This window comes from Lysinibacillus sp. NPDC093688 (genome assembly GCF_050280145.1).
Taxonomy (GTDB): Bacteria; Bacillota; Bacilli; order Bacillales_A; family Planococcaceae; genus Lysinibacillus; species Lysinibacillus xylanilyticus_B.
The window spans coordinates 25252-41830 of record NZ_JBNNUX010000006.1 but is presented as its reverse complement, the minus strand read 5'-3'; the positions used below and the strand labels follow the sequence as shown (position 1 = coordinate 41830).

The 16579-nt window shown below is 39.5% G+C and carries 11 protein-coding genes and 1 other annotated feature; of the genes, 10 read left to right on the top strand and 1 reads right to left on the bottom strand.

The features are described from left to right. The first annotated feature begins 341 nt into the window (after positions 1 to 341). Positions 342 to 2609 (top strand): protein translocase subunit SecDF, encoded by a 2268-nt coding sequence (gene secDF / locus ACQKN2_RS07130; RefSeq protein ID WP_427414360.1) that lies wholly within the window; start codon positions 342 to 344, stop codon positions 2607 to 2609. A gap of 109 nt (positions 2610 to 2718) precedes the next feature. Here secDF and ACQKN2_RS07125 read toward each other — a convergent pair whose 3' ends face one another. Further along, positions 2719 to 4407, bottom strand: coding sequence for a methyl-accepting chemotaxis protein (locus tag ACQKN2_RS07125; RefSeq protein WP_427414359.1), 1689 nt, complete (start codon positions 4405 to 4407; stop codon positions 2719 to 2721). A 320-nt stretch (positions 4408 to 4727) separates the two neighbouring features. Then, positions 4728 to 5012, top strand: a binding site (T-box leader). Between the two features lie 501 nt (positions 5013 to 5513). On the opposite strand from ACQKN2_RS07125, the gene ACQKN2_RS07120 reads away from it, so the two are divergent. The 9 genes from ACQKN2_RS07120 (at position 5514) to recJ (ending at position 16561) form a co-directional block, all read left to right on the top strand. Then, on the top strand, positions 5514 to 6887 hold the full coding sequence (locus tag ACQKN2_RS07120; protein WP_427414358.1) for a chorismate-binding protein: 1374 nt from the start codon (positions 5514 to 5516) through the stop codon (positions 6885 to 6887). After that, the gene (trpD, locus tag ACQKN2_RS07115; RefSeq protein WP_427414357.1) at positions 6887 to 7918 is read left to right on the top strand and encodes an anthranilate phosphoribosyltransferase; all 1032 of its coding nucleotides are present in this window, start codon (positions 6887 to 6889) and stop codon (positions 7916 to 7918) included. The genes ACQKN2_RS07120 and trpD overlap by 1 nt, the downstream gene beginning before the upstream one ends. Then, the gene (trpC, locus tag ACQKN2_RS07110) at positions 7915 to 8706 is read left to right on the top strand and encodes an indole-3-glycerol phosphate synthase TrpC (protein ID WP_427414356.1); all 792 of its coding nucleotides are present in this window, start codon (positions 7915 to 7917) and stop codon (positions 8704 to 8706) included. Before trpD ends, trpC begins: the two co-directional genes overlap by 4 nt. Continuing rightward, the gene (locus ACQKN2_RS07105; RefSeq protein WP_427414355.1) at positions 8703 to 9317 is read left to right on the top strand and encodes a phosphoribosylanthranilate isomerase; all 615 of its coding nucleotides are present in this window, start codon (positions 8703 to 8705) and stop codon (positions 9315 to 9317) included. Before trpC ends, ACQKN2_RS07105 begins: the two co-directional genes overlap by 4 nt. After that, positions 9317 to 10525: a tryptophan synthase subunit beta gene (trpB, locus tag ACQKN2_RS07100; protein WP_427414354.1), complete on the top strand. Its 1209-nt coding sequence runs from the start codon at positions 9317 to 9319 to the stop codon at positions 10523 to 10525. Before ACQKN2_RS07105 ends, trpB begins: the two co-directional genes overlap by 1 nt. Next, a complete protein-coding gene (gene trpA, locus ACQKN2_RS07095) occupies positions 10525 to 11316 on the top strand; it encodes a tryptophan synthase subunit alpha (protein WP_427414353.1) in 792 nt (263 codons plus the stop codon). The genes trpB and trpA overlap by 1 nt, the downstream gene beginning before the upstream one ends. Positions 11317 to 11464: 148 nt before the next feature. Further along, the gene (locus ACQKN2_RS07090) at positions 11465 to 11755 is read left to right on the top strand and encodes a single-stranded DNA-binding protein (protein ID WP_427414352.1); all 291 of its coding nucleotides are present in this window, start codon (positions 11465 to 11467) and stop codon (positions 11753 to 11755) included. Positions 11756 to 12465: 710 nt separating this feature from the next. Continuing rightward, positions 12466 to 14355, top strand: coding sequence for a group II intron reverse transcriptase/maturase (gene ltrA / locus ACQKN2_RS07085; RefSeq protein WP_427414351.1), 1890 nt, complete (start codon positions 12466 to 12468; stop codon positions 14353 to 14355). A gap of 115 nt (positions 14356 to 14470) precedes the next feature. Continuing rightward, positions 14471 to 16561: a single-stranded-DNA-specific exonuclease RecJ gene (gene recJ / locus ACQKN2_RS07080; RefSeq protein WP_427414350.1), complete on the top strand. Its 2091-nt coding sequence runs from the start codon at positions 14471 to 14473 to the stop codon at positions 16559 to 16561. Positions 16562 to 16579 lie beyond the last annotated feature (18 nt).

The following is a 16579-nucleotide window of genomic DNA, read 5'->3' as shown; positions in this document are numbered from 1 at the left end:
TGTGAAATTTGTCAAATAATAAAAGAATACTAAAAGTGTTGAATTGACACCAAGCGCAACGTGTTTCATAATGAGTGTGTTGCGCTTTTTTTTATTTGTATAAGTATATTCACCAAAAACCTCCTAATAGATCTTTTCCAAATTTGGAGGCAAAACACCTATTCAAATACAGGGATAAATTTGCGCGTTATGAACGATTGAAATAAGTAGAGCAATCTTTTTGAAGCACAGGCAACATTATTCTAAAGGAAAAGGAGGAATAAACGTTTCAAAAGGACTTGCTATTATGCTTGTTTGTAGTGTAAGGACTTGCCTTACACCAATTCGAGGAGGATTTATAAATGAAACTTAAAAGTCGTATAGTTGCATTCGTACTATTAATGGTTATTTTTGTAGCAACCATCGGTACGACTGTAGGCGGCGTCTTAAAGGACATTAAGCTAGGCCTTGACTTACAGGGCGGGTTTGAGGTTCTTTATGAGGTGAAAGAATTACACAAGGGAGAAGAAATTACACCGGGAGTTTTAACTGCAACAGCAACAGCCCTTGGTGAACGTGTAAATGCTATCGGGGTAAGTGAGCCGAGCATTCAGGTTGAAGACAATAACCGCATTCGTGTGCAATTAGCAGGTGTCGAAGACCAAGAATCAGCACGTGAATTATTGTCTACTTCTGCAAATTTAACATTCCGTGATGTCGATGACAATTTATTGCTGGATGGTAATGACTTAAAGCCAGGTGGCGCTAAAGGTTCCTTTGACCAGCAAAATCGTCCAATTGTTTCACTAACATTAAAGGATGCGAAAAAGTTTGCTGATATCACAAGTAAAATTGCCGCTAAACCAGCAGGTCAAAATTTACTCGTTGTATGGTTAGACTTTGAAGAAGGTGTTGATTCATATAAAGCTGAATCACAAAAAGCGAAGCCTCGCTATGCATCTGCTGCAACAGTTAACCAAAGATTAGATACAACAGATGTTATGATTAGCGGGAACTTCACAGTTGAAGAAACGAAAAATTTAGCGGATATTTTAGATGCTGGGGCACTTCCTGTTAAGCTTAATGAAATTTATTCTACTTCAGTTGGTGCACAATTTGGTGACCAAGCACTGAAAAGTACAATTTTCGCTGGTATTGTGGGCGTAGTAATAATTTTCTTATTTATGCTATTCTACTACCGTTTGCCTGGCTTTATTTCCATCATTACACTTGCTATTTTCACTTTCCTAGTACTCGTTGTATTCGATTGGATTAATGCAGTGTTAACACTTCCAGGTATCGCAGCAATCGTGCTTGGTATAGGGATGGCGGTAGATGCAAATATTCTTGCCGCAGAACGTATTCGTGAGGAATTACGTGTCGGTTATTCGGTTAAGCAAGCATTCAAAATTGGCTCGAAGGAGTCTTTATCAGCAATTGTCGATGCACAGCTAACTACATTATTAGCAGCTGCTGTATTATTCCAATGGGGTACAAGCTCTGTTAAAGGGTTTGCCACAACATTGATTATTAGTATTTTACTAAGCTTCGTAACAGCTGTTTGGGGCTCTCGTGTATTACAAGGATTACTTGTAAATAGTGGCTACTTCAACAATCCAGCATGGTTTGGTATTCCAAAATCTAAACAGCATAGCCTGGATGAAAATATCGGAACATTAGATTTATCAACGAAATTTGATCGTTTTGACTTTGTACACAACCGTAAGAAATTCTATACATTCTCATTAGCTATTTTAGTAGCCGGTTTAGTGGTTCTTGGTATTTTCCGCTTAAACCTTGGTATTGATTTCTCTAGTGGTACACGTGTGCAAATTGAAGCGGATCAAACTTTAACTAAAGAAGAAGTATCTAAATACTTAGATAGTATCGACTTCTCATCAGAAGATATCGTTTTGACAGGTGAAAAGAGCAACTCTGCGGTAATCCGTTATAAACATGATCTAACGCAAGCAGAAATTTTAAAATTCAAAAAAGAAGCAGGCAAAAAATATGGTCATGAACCTGGAGTAAGTACAGTGTCTCCAACCGTTGGTAAAGAGCTTGTGAAAAATGCGATTAAAGCATTATCTCTTGCGGCTATCGGTATCGTTATCTATGTAGCGGTTCGTTTCGAATGGCGCATGGGTGTAGGGGCAATTGTTTCGTTAATACATGACGTATTCTTAATTGTTGCTGTATTTAGTTTTATGCGCTTAGAAGTGGATATTACGTTCATTGCAGCTGTACTGACAATTGTCGGTTATTCTATTAACGATACGATCGTTACGTTTGACCGTATGCGTGAAAACTTAGATCGATATGATACGATTAAAGACCGTGAAGTGTTAGCGGATATCGTTAACAAATCACTTCGTCAAACAATGGGTCGATCTGTTAACACAGTGTTAACGGTTATTATCGTTACAGTGTCACTTCTTATTTTAGGTGCACCATCGATTCAAAACTTCTCAATCGCGTTATTAGTTGGTTTAATCACAGGTATGTATTCTTCAATTTGTATTGCTGCACAAATCTGGTATTCACTTAAAGTTCGTGAAATGAAAAAATCAGATGGTCAAATACACAAAAAAGAGAAAAAACAATGGGGTACTGACGAGCCTACTGTTTAACATAAGTCTTTAAATGAAGCAGGGAAGGATACATTTCTTTCCCTGTTTTTTGATGAAAAAAAGAATCTGCTTGCTTTCTTTGGAAAGCAGCAGATTCTTTTTGTTAAGTTTAAAGTTTAAATTGCAGTAGTAATGCTTGGAGTTGCTGAGCGTTGTTGCTTAATTCCTCGGCTACCTCATTCACCTGCTGCATTGTTGCAGCTTGCTCTTCTACTGCTTCAGCAATGATTTGTGAGTTACCCGCTGAAATACTCGCACTATTTGCAATTTCTGTTACAGAGGCAGCGACCTCTTCAGCACTCGCTGAGATTTGTTCCGAAGTAGCTGAAATATCTTCAATTTGATCAGTAAATGTTTGCACAGACTTTGTAATAGAATCGAATGCATCACCAGCTTCATGAATTTTTGCTACTCCATCCTGGACAGATGTTAATCCTTCATGAACAGCAGCGGCAACATTTCTTGTATCTGTTTGAATTTCAGTTGTAAGGGCAACAATTTGGCCAGCAGATTGATTGGATTCTTCAGCAAGCTTTCGTACTTCATCTGCTACAACGGCGAAGCCTTTGCCGTGCTCACCAGCTCGTGCTGCTTCGATGGCAGCATTGAGTGCCAGTAAATTGGTTTGTTCAGTAATAGCGGTAATTACTTTTGTAATTTGCCCGATTTCTTCAGATTGCTTACTTAGCTTTTGCGTTAAATCGGCAATTCGTGTAGTTGCCTCAGAAATTGTATCCATCTGCTCTTTGGCAGTAGTAATAGTTTTTCCGCCGGTATTAGCAAGCTGTGTCATATTTATAGCATTATGATGCAAATTTTGAGTAGCCTCAGCAATTCGTTGTACACCAGTAGCTGTTTCATCCATAGCTAGAGCACTTTGTTGAGAGGCACTAGCAGATGAAGCTAGATGGTTTGACGTGTCTTGTACTCGATGTGAGATGTCGCTTGAAGTTGTTGTCACTTCCACAGTGCTAGCGGAAAGCTCTTCAGAAGCGGCAGATAATTGTGTAGCGTTGTCCTGAACATTTTTAAGTAGTACAGATAAATTCTGTTTTAACGCATTCACTGCTGTGGCAAGTGTACCAATCTCATCTTTTGAGTTATGTTCAAGCTGAGCAATCGTTAAGTCACCGTGTGCTAACGTATCGGCTGCATTAATCACTTTAAGAAGTGGTTGAATGATGGAGCGTTTTACAAAATACATAAAATATAAACCAACAATTGCACTTATAACAAGAAAGACAATTGAAATAATAATAGCTCGAGTAACTGTTTGGACAACACTACTTTTAACCTTTTGCAGCTGTTCGTCATGATAATTTAATAAATCATTTGTCAGTGTATAAATTTCTTTGTTGCTTTTTGTAACTTCTCCATTTATGTATGATAAGGCTAAATCTGTATTTCCACTATTAAATGCTTGCACTGCTTTATCAGAACTTGTTAGTAAATCTTGTTGTAAATCGGTTACTTGCTTCAAAATATTTTTTGTGTAATCGGAACGAACAATACCTGAAAGCTCTTGAATTGTTTCAGGTAATAGTTTTTCATAACGTTCTAAATTTGATTTTGTCGTCTCATCCTTACTATTTAGAATATAGGAACGTAAAAAAAGCCCCTGTGAGGCAAGCTGCTGCTGTATTTCCTCTGTTAATTGAATTTGCACGATTCTGTGATCAAGTACCTCTACTATGTCTCCCTCAACCGACTTAAATTGAAAAAATGCAATAATACTTGATAATAAGAGTAAACAAATGAGTGAAATAAAACCTAAATTTAGTTTTTTTCGAACGGACATATTCGTTCCTACCTTCTTTAATGTATTAGAGAATCAATGGTTTGAATTTACTATAACTTGATATTTTTACAAGGTCAATACTTGATAAATTCTCAAAAGTAGGTATTTTAATTCCCTTTTATTGGTGCATAAAGAAGGTGGTTTTTCCTATTATATAATTTCAAAAGTCCTCTCAACATTTTCCTTTTTCTCTGAATTGATTGACAATTTTTATAGTTTGGCATAAAATAAGGCTAACTTTTTTGTTCGGTACAAGGTAGTTGGTCTCGGGAGCGAGGCCAGCCTTAGAACAGATGAGCTGAGTTTAGATGAGAATAGCTGAGAAATTGTTGAATAAGAGTAGTAGCATAAGTGTGCAATTTAGAGAGTCAGTGGTTGGTGCAAACTGGTTTGTAGCTTATGTGAATGGACTTATGAGAGTCGCTAATTATAATAGCGAACGGATTCCCCACGTTAAAGGGGGGTGCTTTAACTTAGACAAGAAAAATCTTTTCGTCATTAACTCAAAAGATATGGCGATTTTACTGATGAACTAAGCTGAGCACATAAGGGAGAGCGAATACGCTCTAATATGAGGTGGCAACGCGGTCATGATCGTCCTCTGCAATTAGGAAAAATCCTTTTTGCAGGGGGCTTTTTTTGTTGTTTTTAATTTGCAGGGGGGATGAATGCTTCGCTTTTACGCAAAAAACATCTTTGGCCCCGACTTCCCGAGAAAGCACCCAGTCGGAACAGGAATCAATACCACATTTGGTAAAATGCCATACAAATGATTTCTAATAAATTTTTGTTCATTATCAGAAATTAGGGGTGACATTTTGTTGATACGTACGCCATGCATATAAGTTGATTGGAGTGGAGGATGGGCGACTCCTCGGGGATTAGCGTTACAGATGAGACCCTGCAGCGAAGCGAAGCGGCTCATCGAACGCCCCCAGGAAGCTCTGCTCTGCGCGAAAGCGAAGCGTCAGCGACAAAGCGCCCAACCGGAACGGAAATCAACCCTACGCTATGCTGATGATCCTTTTTATTCAACAAAAACCGATTTAGCAGCTATACCTTTGTAAGTTTTACGTGAAGAAGTTTAATAAAGGAGCTTGGTAATTATGCAATCGACGAATTCAAGAACGAAAATGAAAACCATTAATGCTGATTCTTTAACACCGATTTTAATTTTTAGACGCCTTCAAGGGAAACATAAATTTTTGCTGGAGAGTTCAGCACAGCATGAAGGAGCAGGACGCTTTTCTTTTATTGGTGCTAATCCAAGAAAAACGTATAAAGGCTTTGGAGATGAGATTCAGGAATATTCATATAAGACTGGAAACACCTATACACATAAGGGCGACATGTTTGTTTTATTGAAAAGGTTAATGCCACGTATATCCAATACGACACAATTCCCGTTTTCAGGCGGAGCTGTTGGCTATGTTGGTCATGGTACAACAACAATATTATCGACTGCTCAGGATAAAGAGCATCTACCAGATATGCATTTCCATGTGTATGAGACAGTTATTGTGTTTGATCATGTAACAGATGAGGTTACTTTGATTCATACGAATATTGATGCGGAAAAAAAAGAACCAAATTTAGAAGATTTGGCAGAGCAACTTTTAAAAGGCAGAGAGAATGAGGATACGGCATGTAGCTTTGAACCTTTTGAATCGACTACGAATGAACAGTTTGCAACATCCCTTACATCGATTAAAGCTACTTTAGATGAAGATATTACTAGGGTTATGTTATCAAAGTATTTTTTAGCAAATTTACAAGGAGATGCTTTCGCTTTATATCGTCAATTGCGTAAAAAACATCCTGCTCCTTATATGTATTATGTAGAATTTGACGATCATGTTGTCTTAGGGACATCTCCTGAAAGTTTAATTCGAGTAAAGGGTGAGCGTGTGATTGCAACACCAACAGAGGGGACATTTCCTAGAGGTTCCACAAAAGGTGAAGATTTAGAGCAGGAACGCAAGCTAAATGAAAACACAAATATTAGGGAGTCACATGCTGTACTTGTTTCTGCCGTGCAACAAGAGCTACAGTCTGTGTGCTTCCGAGATTCCATTCAAGTCATTGAGGCGATGAGAATTGAGCGTTCCAAGCATGCATTACACATGACATCGAGAGTCGAGGGACAAATATTACCGATGCTTCATGCACTTGATGTATTAGCTACGACATTACCATCCTTTACATCAATAGGTGTTCCAAAGGGTCAGGCAATAGATCATTTAGAAAAATCTGATCAAGTTATTAGGATATTTAGAGGAGCTCTGGGGTTTATTGGTTTTAACGGTCATCTTGATTTTGCCTTAATAGGGAAATCCATAGTCATAGAAAATGAAACGATGCAAATGCAATCGACTGTAATGGTGACGAAATACACAAATGTTGAGGAAGTTTTAAAACAAGTAGAAAAGGACGAACAGGAATTTTTACAGCTACTTGAAAAAGAAGGAGGTTCATACTAATGGAAGGTATTCGTCAAAAAGTACAACAACGAGAGCATTTAATGTATGAGGAAATGCTTCAGGCAGCAAAATGGATGTTTCAAGATGACACACCTAAGGAACAAATTGCAAGCTTTTTAACGGCATTATCGGTCAAAGGTGAAACTGCACATGAAGTAGCGGCATTAGCTACAACTATGCGTTCGTTTGCATTAGACGTACCAGCAAACGAAGGGGTCTATATGGATAATTGCGGTACTGGTGGCGATGGTCTTAATACATTCAATATCAGTACAACTTGCGCCTTTGTTTTAGCGGGGGCAGGTGTCAAAATGGCGAAGCATGGCAATCGCAAAATTTCTTCGTCATCAGGAAGCTCTGATGTTTTGGAAGCACTTGGGATTCATACGAATATTTCCATTGGACAAACTGTTGACCTGTTAGAGAAAGAAGGAATTGCCTTTTTATATGCTCCAAATGTTCATCCGAAATTAAAGCGAATTGGGGAGGTTCGTCGTGCACTTGGCAAGCCAACTATTTTTAATCTTGTCGGTCCTCTTACGAACCCAGTGCCTTTATCGACGCAATTTACAGGCATAAACCGTCCTAATTTTGTCATGGAGTATGCTTCCGTATTACAAATGCTCGGGCGAGAACGTGCAATGGTCGTTTCTGGGCCACTAGGTTTAGATGAGGCGTCATTAGCGGGTCAAAATACGTTTGTCTTAGTAGATAAGGGAGACTTAATTCCATTTTCATTAACTGCAGAAGAAGCGGGTCTCAACTATGCACCAATAGAGGCCATTCGTGGAGGTAATGCTGATGAAAATGCTGCTATTATGCGTACATTATTAGCTGGTGAACAAAGTGCTTATTTTGACACCGTTTTATTGAATGCTGGTATTGGGTTGTTCAGCTATGGCATTGCTGAAACCGTTAAAGAAGGTGTAGAAATAGCGAAGGATAGTATTTATAGCGGGCGCGCCCTTCAAAAATTAGAGGCAGTCGTTACTTATAGTGAGCATATTAAAGGAGTGGAGGTCCAACAATGAATATCTTAAATAAAATTCTCGAACAAAAAAAGATTGAAGTTGGTGCTTTACTTGAACAGCCCGACCCATTAGCGAATTTTACAGAAAAACCGCGTCCATCATTATTTGAGCGATTGCGAAAAGCTGAAACATTACAGGTTATTTCTGAAATGAAGCGTGCTTCCCCCTCGAAGGGGTTAATCGCAGAAGGGGCAGATCCAGTGGCACAAGCAAAAATTTATGCAGAAGCAGGGGCAGCGGCCATTTCTGTTTTAACAGATAAAACGTTTTTTAAAGGTTCCTTTGATGATTTGGCTGCAGTTGCAAATGCTGTCCAAACACCACTTCTTTGTAAGGATTTTATGATCGATCGTGTGCAAATTCGATTTGCGAAGGCATCAGGTGCATCAATTATTTTACTAATTGTAGCCGCGTTAACAGATCAAGCATTACGTGATCTGTATAGCTATGCAACAAGTTTAAATTTAGAGGTATTAGTGGAGGTGCATGATCTCGAAGAGCTTGAGCGGGCGATTGCAGTTGGTGCCAAACTAATTGGCGTCAATAATCGAGACTTACGTACGTTTGAAGTGAGCTTAGACCGAACACGTGAAATTGCTGAAGCTTTTCCGTTCGAAGAAGAGAGAGTATTAATAAGTGAAAGTGGAATTTGGACAGAAGAAGACGCTGAAGCGGTAGCGGCCATGGGAGCTAGTGGCGTTCTTGTAGGTGAGTCATTAATGCGCAGTGGTGATGCAGGTACTGCTCTAAAAAGTTTGCAGGTAAAAAAGGTGGGGGCATCTGTATGACGAAGGTGAAAATTTGTGGACTGAAGGAACAACAGCATGTGCAGGCAGCAGTAGAGGCAGGAGCGGATGCCATTGGTTTTGTCTTTGCGTCAAGTAAACGACAAGTGACGGTTGAACAGGCACAGCAATTAGCCAAACATGTGCCAGAGGGCGTTTTGAAAATCGGTGTTTTTGTCAATCCAAGCGCAGAGGAATTACGCATAGCAATAGAAAGTGTGCCATTAGATTATGTGCAATACCACGGGGAAGAGTCTCCGGAGTTTATTCGTCAGCAAGGCTATCCAGCAATTAAAGCTTTGTCCGTGAGAGGTGCTGAAGATGTTCAGATGGCTGCTAACTACGGTGTAGACTACTACTTATTTGATGCACCAGGGACAGATTTTAAAGGAGGCAGTGGTCACACGTTTGATTGGACCCGCCTAGAGACGGTAGGGATTCCGCGTGAAAAGTTAATTTTAGCAGGTGGTTTGCAAGCTGAAAATATTGAAGAAGCAGTGTCGCTTGTATCGCCATTTATGGTAGATGTATCAAGCGGTGTGGAGACAAACGGAGTAAAAGACATAGCAAAAATAACCGCATTTATAAAGGCAGTAAAGAAGGGGAGAGCATAATGGCGAATTCAATTGCAAATAGTGTACCTACAAAGGAAGGGCGTTACGGAAAATTTGGAGGACAATTTGTTCCTGAAACATTAATGACAGCATTGTTGGAATTAGAGACGGCCTATGATGAGGCAATGAATGATCAAGCGTTTACTGAGGAATTAACTTATTATTTACAACAATATGTTGGTCGTGAAACGCCGTTGTATTACGCAGAAAATTTAACAAAAGAGCTAGGGGGCGCGAAGGTTTATTTAAAGCGTGAAGATTTGAATCATACTGGAGCCCATAAGATTAATAATGCAATTGGTCAAGCGCTTCTTGCAAAACGAATGGGTAAAAAGAAAATAGTAGCAGAAACGGGTGCAGGGCAACATGGAGTGGCAACGGCAACTGCATGCGCATTATTGAATCTTGACTGTGTTGTGTTTATGGGGGCAGAGGATATCAAACGCCAACAGTTGAATGTGTTTCGCATGGAGTTACTCGGTACAAAAGTGGAATCTGTAGAAACAGGTTCAAAAACATTGAAGGATGCTGTTAATGCAGCACTGCGCTACTGGGTGACAAATGTTGAGGATACTCATTATATTTTAGGCTCGGCTTTAGGGCCACATCCATTCCCGAAAATCGTAAGGGATTTCCAGCGTGTAATTGGTGTTGAAACTAGAGAGCAAATTTTAAATAAGGAAGGTCGTTTACCAGATGCAGTCGTTGCTTGTATAGGCGGCGGTAGTAATGCAATTGGTATGTTCCATCCTTTTGTCGATGACAACACTGTAGCACTATACGGAGTAGAGGCTGCGGGCAGTGGCATTGAGACAGGTAAGCATGCAGCAGCAATTGCCGGTGGACAGCTTGGAGTTTTACACGGTGCATACATGTATTTATTACAAGATGAAAATGGCTTTGTGCAGGAAGCACATTCTATTTCAGCTGGTCTAGATTACCCAGGGAAAGGTCCAGAGCATTGTTATTTACATGATATTGGGCGTGTTCAATTTGATTCGATTACAGATAGTGAAGCTCTTGAGGGCTTGCAGTTACTGTGTAGAACAGAAGGTATACTACCTGCACTAGAAAGCTCTCATGCTATTGCTTATACAGCAAAACTCGCGAAGACAATGTCTACAGATGACATCATTGTTGTGTGCTTATCCGGCCGAGGAGATAAGGATGTTCATACTGTCCGAAAAGCATTAGGAGGAGATGTGTAATGACGACACTACAGCAGGCAATTGAACAAACGAAAATCGCTGGTAATAAAGCATTTGTACCCTATATTATGGCGGGTGATGGGGGTCTGGAAACTTTGAAGCCAACAATTCTGAAGCTACAGCAAATGGGTGTAACAGCAATTGAAGTTGGTATACCATTTACAGATCCTGTAGCAGATGGACCGACGATCGAGCAGGCAGGTGAACGTGCTTTAGCAGAAGGTGTGACATTACGTAAAGTGCTAGAAGCATTAGCTTTATGTAAAGAAGAAATTGAGGTTCCGTTAGTTGTCATGACGTATTTTAATCCTGTTTTAGCTTTTGGGTTAGAGGCTTTTGCTAATGCTTGCGTGGCAGGGGGCGTTAAAGGGTTAATCGTTCCTGATGTACCGCTTGAAGAAAGTGCGATCTTACGTGATACATTAAATCCACATGGGATCGACATCGTACAACTTGTATCGTTAACAAGTCCGCCAGAGCGACTTGCACGTATCGCGGCTGCCAGTCAAGGCTTTGTCTATGCTGTAACTGTCAATGGAATCACCGGAGCCCGTACAAGTTTTGCTAATGATTTAAATAATCATTTTGCACGCTTACGTGAAGCAAGCCAAATACCAGTACTAGCGGGCTTTGGAATTTCAACTCCCGAACAGGTGGTAAGCATAGGGGCACTTAGTGATGGTGTAATCGTTGGTAGTGCGATAGTGACAGCATTACATGAAGGTAATTTGGAGAAGATTGAGGCATTAGTATCTGCCTCAAAAGGTTTGTTTCAGAAGTCTACTCTTTAATGGAGTAGGCTTTTTTCTTTTAAGATTGTTAGATATAAGTAGAAAAGACGACGGACTTCCACAACTTTACAGGTAAAACTATCATTTTCACGGATAGTGCGGATAGGCTAGATTTTCGGTATAATAGCTTTCGTGAGGAAGTGAAAAGATGATTCTATCGAAAAAGAGATGGCAGGTAGAGCGCCCAGACGCTAAGCTTGTCCAAACATTACAAAATGACCTACAACTTTCTGCGATTGCAGCAAAAATTTTAGCAGCACGAGGTTGCGAAACAACTGCTGATGCAGAGAGCTTATTAAATATGACAGAAGCAAGTATCCATGATCCGTTTTTAATGCATGGAATGGCAGAAGCTGTAGCACGTATAGAGCAAGCTCTTGAAAACGGAGAGAAAATCCTAGTATTTGGCGATTATGACGCGGGTGCGACACGTTTCTAAGTGAAAAGCTTAGACACTAGGGAGTCGCTTAATTTCCCTAGGAGAACTGATTTCTTGATAGGTGGAATGATAGGGTAACGCCTTGAAACGCCTACTCTGATACTCCGACATGCTTTAGCTAAGGTTAAATAGTGAAGTATGAAGCTCGGTGAAGTCGGCAGAGAGATACCGTAAGTAAGTTGGATTAGTAACTTACACGAAAGCTGTCCAGCGGTGGATGGTGTGTCCTATATGCCGGGAGTCCATAAAGTATCTATGGTTAGAATGTGCTGCATAAGCACTGACGAATCTCTGAATGTACGGGTCTAGACGTAGATGTTACAGAAATGTAATAGGTGGCAGTGCCATCGTATGTGTGGGTGAGTAAAAATCTGCAGTTATGAAACCCCATAATTCGTTACAGGCGAATTCAAGCATACAGGACTATAGGAGAAACCTAAGGATATATGCAAGGATAGAGGAATCGGAACGTGGAAAGCGAAGGATGTGGAGGTATTAACCGACCTATGAAGCAGTTCAGTATATAAAGGGCAACCTATTAAAACTGATTAACCTTTCGTGAAAGTGGAGCCACAGTACCTTTGAAACTGTGATAATAAGCGGTGGAGGGATAGGCTCTAGTCGGAAGTTTCAAAGACTTATAAATGCATAACAGACACAGATTCGAGTATGACTAATAGAATCACCACTTGAGAAAGGGGCTGATGTCTGTGGCAAATTCACGAATCGCACAACATGTTAAAAAGTCCAAGTTAAGAAATGCTGAATATTATAGTATGCAGTCAACTTTTGACATGCTATATGACCAAAGTAAAAGCGGTAGTAATTTTAAAAACTTAATGGGGATTATCAGTTCGTCTGAAAACATTAAGTTAGCGTATCGTAATATCAAGAAAAATACAGGCAGTAAAACTGCAGGCGTAGATGGTCGAACAATCGAACATGTTTCGAAGCTAACCGAAGAACAATTCGTTCGTTATGTTAGAAATAAATTACAAGATTACAAACCGAAAGCAGTTAGACGAGTTGAAATACCAAAACCTAATGGTAAAGTAAGACCTTTAGGAATTCCTGCAATTTGGGATAGAGTTGTCCAACAATGTATTTTACAAGTTCTTGAGCCTATAGCAGAAGCAAAATTCTCTGGTAGAAGTCATGGATTTAGACCAAACCGTTCAGTAGAAAATGCGATTGCTCAAAGTTATCGGTTAATGCAACATTCCAAAATGTCGTATGTAATTGATATAGATATAAAGGGATTTTTCGATAGCGTCTCACATGCAAAGTTGCTAAAACAAATGTGGACACTAGGTATACAAGACAAAAATTTACTCACGATTATTTCAAAAATGCTAAAAGCCAAAGTCAAAATGCCAGATGGTCAAATTATTGAGAATGAAAAAGGTACACCACAAGGAGGTATTTTATCTCCGTTGTTGTCTAATATTGTGCTTAATGAACTTGACCGTTGGACTGAAAGCCAATGGGAAACATTCCCTACTTTAAAAGACTATACGCAATATGGTGGTAAGGGAGAAAATAGACATCCTCATAATAGTTATAAATATAGGATGTTAAAGAAATCATCTAAACTGAAAGAATGTTACATTGTTCGCTATGCAGATGACTTCAAAATCTTTTGTAGTAATCCTAACCATGCCAAAAAGTTATTTATTGCGGTTCAAAAATGGCTGAAAGATAGACTAGGTTTAGAAATTAGTGAAGACAAATCAAAAATCGTGAATCTTAAAAAGGACCATTCTGAATTTCTAGGGTTGAAAATGAAACTCATACCAAAAGGAAACAAATGGGTTGTGAAAAGCCATATGTGTGACAAAGCAGTACAGCGCACGAAGAATAACCTAAAAGAAATTATTAATGGTATTCGATATGATAGTGGCTCAAATGACCAAGCAAGAAAAATAGCTCTATATAACTCAACTGTAATAGGACTTCATCAATATTTCCGTATAGCAACAATGATAGCCGAGGATATGGGAAACATCGCATATGAAGTAAACGCGTGTTTGAAAGACCATCGAATGAAACGGCGAATCAAGAAAACGGGTGTTATCACATCTGATTTCATCAAGAAAGAATACGGAAAAAGCAAGCAACTTAGATTTATATCACGAGAACCGTTTCTACCTATTGGCTACATTAAACACAAAAGTCCAATGATGAAACGAAATGCAGTAAATGCATATACAAAAGAAGGTAGAGAAGAAATTCATAAAAACCTCTCTACTATTGATGTTGGTGTACTTCGTTTCTTAATGGAACATCCGATTTCACAACGAAGTGTCGAATACAACGACAATCGAATTGCATTATACTGTGCGCAAAGAGGTAAATGCCATGTAACAGGGCAAGAACTGAACCCGATGACGCTTCACAGTCATCACAAAGTACCACGATTGCAAGGTGGTACTGACGAATACAAAAACCTCTGCCTCGTTGATAAAGACATTCATATCTTAATACATGCTAAAGATGAAGAAACAATCTCAAAGTATAAACATCTAATTACGAACATGAAAAGTTTAAACAAGTTAAATACGCTAAGAGAGAAATTAGAAGTAGAAAAATTAACAATCTAATTTGGACGATTAGAATATAAGAAAAGTGAATTCTGTTAAGTTATGTAGATTACCAAAGTTTTGAATCTATTCGATGGAACGCCGTGTGAGGTGAAAGTCTCACGCACGGTGTGAAGTGGGGGAAAAGCCAGAGATAACTTCAAAGGCTTACCTATCACTATATGGTGTCACTAGCACGACAGTAATGCTGAATGTGTTACTTGATCTCGGTGCCGATGTTTCGTTTAAAATACCGAATCGTTTTATTCACGGCTATGGACCGAATGAGGCGCTATTTCGTGAAGCACATGAAGAGGGTGTTCAGCTAATTATTACAGTTGATAATGGTATTTCGGGCATTGAACCGATTCGTGTCGCAAAGGAACTAGGCATGGATGTTATCGTTACAGATCACCATGAACCAGGCGATGAATTACCACCTGCTGATATTATTTTACATCCTCGTATACCAGAAGGACATTATCCATTTGGCGAGCTTGCAGGTGTGGGTGTAGCGTTTAAGTTAGCACATGCCCTATATGGGGAACTGCCAACGCATTTAATTGAATATGTTGCCGTTGGAACAGTAGCGGATTTAGTACCATTAGTTGATGAAAACCGCTACCTAGTAAAGCGAGGAATAGAAGAAATGCGTCGTTCACTCAGCCCTTGGGTACAAGCGATGTGTGAAGTAGCAAGTGCAGAGCAAGGTAAAATCAGTGAAGAAACAATCGGTTTTTACTTTGGGCCGCGCTTAAATGCAGTTGGTCGACTTGGAGAAGCTGCACCAGGTGTTAAGCTATTAATGGCCGAGGATAATGCTAAAGCAACAGCATTGGCGAAACAGCTTAATACATGTAATAGTGAGCGCAAAGATATTGTAAAGAGTATTACAGATGAGGCTATTGCTCTCATTGAATCAGATAAAAAAATCGGGGATTCACTCGTTTTAGTGATTGCTGGAGAAGGCTGGAATGCTGGAGTAGTAGGGATTGTCGCGTCTCGTCTTGTAGAGCTTTACTATCGTCCAACCATTGTACTGTCACTAGACTATGAAAAAGGAACAGCTAAAGGCTCAGCTCGTAGTATTGAAGGATTCCATTTATTTAATGAACTAGCGAAGAATCGAGATATATTACCTCATTTTGGTGGGCATCCTATGGCAGCAGGGATGACGTTATCCATTGAGCATGTTGATGAATTAAGATCACGCTTAGATACTCAAGCAAGAGCATGTTTATCAGAAGAGCAATTAACACCTGTACTCAATATTGATATACCACTAAAAATGGATGAAATTTCAGCAGATGCCATTGAAGAAATTTCAACGCTCGGTCCATATGGTACGGATTTTCCGAAGCCTGTTTATGTGCTCGAAGATGTGGAGATATCCTCCATGCGGAAAATTGGAGCAGCAGAAAATCATATAAAAATGGAATTGACCGATGGCTACGAAAAATTGGATAGTGTCGGTTTCAATAAGGGACATTTACACGACGAGTTAACGTACGGAATAAAAGTGTCATTTACTGGGGATTTACAAATTAACGAATGGCAAGGGCGTAAAAAAGCACAATTTATGATAGAGGATGTCCAAACGACTGAGTGGCAATTATTTGATATTCGTGGTATTCGTCAAACATCACGCTGGTTAAATACGGTCCCAAAAGAGGAGGCAACATTCATTGCCTTCCGTCCAGAGACGGTGACCTATTACCAATCTCTAATTGGTGTTCCAATCCTAGTAGTGGATCCTACGCTTTCAAGTGTAGAACAAACCAATTATATCGTGCTACTAGATTTGCCGCAAAATGTTCAACTGTTAGAAGATGTCTTGCGAAAAACAACACCTTCCCGAATTTATGCACATTTTTACATGCCTGATTCTCAGTATTTCAGTGGTTTGCCTACACGTGAGCAATTCTCCTGGTATTATAAGTTTTTAAAAAATCGCCCTGCTTTTCCACTGAATATGCATTTGGCTGAATTGGCGAAGCATACAGGCTGGCCATTAGATGCATTAAAATTTATGACACAGGTGTTTTTTGAGCTTGATTTTGTTAAAATGGAGAGTGGACTGACGACTGTCAACGTGGATGCACCGAAAAAGGCACTTACAGAGGCACCGTCTTACAAACAGCGTTCAGAACAGATTGAAATGGAGCAAAAGCTTGTGTATGCCCCTTATATAGAACTAAAACAATGGTTTGATGAACGATTACATTAATATACGAAAAAGTTTCGT